The sequence below is a fragment of the Nocardia pseudovaccinii NBRC 100343 genome, from assembly GCF_001613225.1.
Classification (GTDB): domain Bacteria; phylum Actinomycetota; class Actinomycetes; order Mycobacteriales; family Mycobacteriaceae; genus Nocardia; species Nocardia pseudovaccinii.
Map to the genome: position 1 here is coordinate 1 of NZ_BDBY01000459.1, position 3,187 is coordinate 3,187.

The following is a 3,187-nucleotide window of genomic DNA, read 5'->3' on the forward strand; positions in this document are numbered from 1 at the left end:
GGGACATTGCTCCAGGTCGGGGCCGGACTGTCGACATCGGCGACCGCATAGAGCGGTTCGTCGAGTTCGACCGATGGCGCCGCAACATAGAGTGGTCCGTCGAGATCGAGCTCCTGCGCGCTGTTGGGGATTCTGCCGTCCGTGTGGTTGCTGTCCTCGAGAACATCGCCGGACGTCATGTGCCGTCCCGCCTCGATCATCGCGTTCAGACTCGAGAGGTCCAGTTTGACGGCGATACGCGCCCGGTAACCGAGTACCGCGTGCTCCGGCAGTCCCAGCTCGTTCCCGATACTCGTATTCGGCAAGCCGTTCACGACCAGACGAAGGACTTGTTTTTCGAGATCGGATAGCTCGGTGTCCGCGTCGACGGTACGGGCGGCGAGACGCGGCAGGACCCTCGCTACCAGTGCTGCCCGGCTCTCGCTGCCCAGCTTGTCCTTGATCCGGCGGTAGTAGCGGCCCACGCTGACCTCGTGGATGCCGAGAATCTCGGCGATGAGTCTGTTCGACATTCCTTTCGCGGTCATTGCGAGCAGGTCGAATTCGACTTGGCGCAGGTCATCGTCCACGCTCACAACGTCGGCCGCTGAACTGCCGCGATGTTCGATGATTCGCATCCGGATGGCTGTGGCCGCGAGCTCCGCCCGGGTACCGGTGCCGAATTCGGCTTCCAGACGGCTGAGATACACGTTTACGGTGCCCGGGGTCAGGCCGAGGATTTCCCCGATCTCCCAGTTCGTCTTGCCTTCCGCAACCAGCTCCAGAAGCCGGATTTGCTGGTCGGTCGGCGTGAAGTGTTCGTCGTCGATGAGATGCGCACGTCTGGCCTCGTCCAACATGGCAGTGAGATCATCGGCGCCGAGTTCATCGGATATGGTCGCGAGGTCTTCTTCTACGGTCGTCGATGGTATTCCGAGGACTTTCCCGATCTCGTGGGGGAACAATCCGTGCGCTGCCAGCTGAAGTATTTCGAGCTGCTGCTCGGAAAATGCGAGCGCCGCGTCATCCTGGCTCGACTCGCGCGCCGGGGTCACGAATGCGGTGGCCCGGGCGACCGCCGGATTCGTCCCGGTGTGTGCGGCAGTAATCGCGACGGCCAATTTCCGAACAGCGCCCCACAGTAATGGGTCCGCGTTCTGAACGTCGGCGGGTGGCAACGGATCTGTCGAGGCGTCGGGCCGCGTCTGCCACAGCAGGGCAATCTTCCGCTGCTGGTCGGAGGTGAGGTTCGCGCGGAGGCAGTCCTGTATCCGGCTGCTGTCCGCCACGGCCAGCGCGCGGCTTGCCGGTCCGTCTGCCTCGACGTCGGCGCTGGCGACGAAGATATCCCAAATCCGCTGACGGAACTGGACGAACCTGCGATGTTCTGTCATGAGGTTACCGGCGTTGCGGAAGACCCATTCCTCGACGCTGAGGTTGCCGATCTGGCCGAAGCGGTCGACGGCATTTGCACAGGCCTTATCGGTGATATCCCGTGCCGCCTGGTGTTCGCCGATAGCGGCCGACACCCTTCCGAACACCCTGGCGCCGTATTTCTTCTTGATCAGAAGAATGGCTCGATCCGAATGCCCTTGTGCGACATGCTGTTCGATCCGTTTTCTGATCTGCTCCGGTGCGGGCCGGGGGTCTGCGCCGAAGCGGAGTTCGCTGGGCGGTGGTGTCGGGGTGCTGCCGGGGAGGTGGAGGAGTTCACCTGTGGCCATGTTGGGCGTGCGGGTTGTCATCTCGAACCACACCGCTTGCCGCCAGCCCGAATCGGAATGCCTGAAAAGGTCGACGCCGGATCGCATCGAGACGGAATACCCTTCTGCCGCAACTGGTTCGGGGACTGGGGCAGCGGATCTGGTGGTATCGAATAGAGTTACGCGCAGCATTCCGTCGGTTACTTGTGATCTGACATGGACCTTGCCGATGCGGTGTTGGAGTGCGTCGTCGACCATCGCGGCGAGCGTGGCGCAGGCGACCTCGAGTTCCCCGGCTGGCAGGTCCGGATGCTGTTGGGCCAGCCAGGCTTTCGCTTCCTCGGCGGCCTCCGTGTTGTACGCGCCGTGCTCCTTCGCGCGCACCACCAGTTCCGGATAAGGCGGCGCAACGTCCGGGCGCGGCTCGTGGATCTCCTCCGCGCGTATATTTTCCGTGGGTGGATTTCCGCTGCCTTCGGCCCACACGGCACCCGACTCGGTCAGCCACGATGTCAATCGCTCGTGCAGGACTCGCAGTATCGCGATGGTTCGTGCCGGATCTCGGCCCAGGTCGACATTTTGGTACCGGGCGGTCACGACGTCGCCGTTCCGGCTCAACGTCACGGTGACTCGGCCGGGGTCGGAGCGAACTGGATTGAGGACCCAGGTGAGTGCGATTCCATCCGGTGTGGACTCCAGCCCGGCGAGATTGATCCAGAAGGCCATCCGGAGGCCGACGGGTAACAGATCGCCGTAACCGCTCGCCAGCACTCCCGCGTCGCGGCCGCGGTCCCGGAGCACCTGCCCGACCGGCATCTGGGCCGACTCATCGCGCCACACCAAGCCCTGGTGATCGGCGCTGAACTCGGTATTGAATTCGCAGCGTGTGAGGTCCGCCCCTTTATCGAGCAGTGAGTCCAGAATTTGTGCGGGGAACATCGGATCGTCGTTCCACTCGCTGAAGCCCGCGCAGAACGCATCGACCTTTTTGATACGGCCGCTGGTTCGCCATAATCCGTATCCGCTGATGCCGGGCGCATCCTCGGAATCCGTTGCGATCGAATGCCTTTCGAGATATGCGAGGTACAGATCAACGTGTGATGTATCCGGTGCGGTGAGAAGCACGCCCGTCGAAAGCAGTACGAAGTTGTCGCCCAATGGGTGTTCGGTGTGGTACGGCTCGCCATCCGCGCAGACCCACCCGCGCGAATCCATGTCGATCTCGATGAGATCGACATCCAGCGCATCATCGTCCGCCGGTACGGTTACCGCGTCGTATTCTGTGCGCCTCGCAGGCGCGTGCGTCGAGGGATCCGTCGGTCGATCGGCGGGTGAGGGGTCGGCCGGGCTTTTTGGTTGCTTGGTTCCGAGATCGTTTGGGCTCGTGGCGTTTCGGTCGTTGTTGGCAGGTGTGGGGTTGTTTGGCGTACCGGGTGTTGTTGGCTGGTTTGGGTTTTCGGGGGTGTTGTGGGGTTTGCCGAGGATGGGGTGTTGGCGTTGTTGGG

Annotated in this window: 1 protein-coding gene; it reads right to left on the minus strand. The window is 62.8% G+C overall.

The genetic code is table 11. The annotated features are described in order from the left end of the window. The coding region (locus NP3_RS45840; protein WP_218025085.1) for a LuxR C-terminal-related transcriptional regulator at positions 1 to 2,897 on the minus strand (2,897 nt) is incomplete at its 3' end. Positions 2,898 to 3,187: the final 290 nt, after the last annotated feature.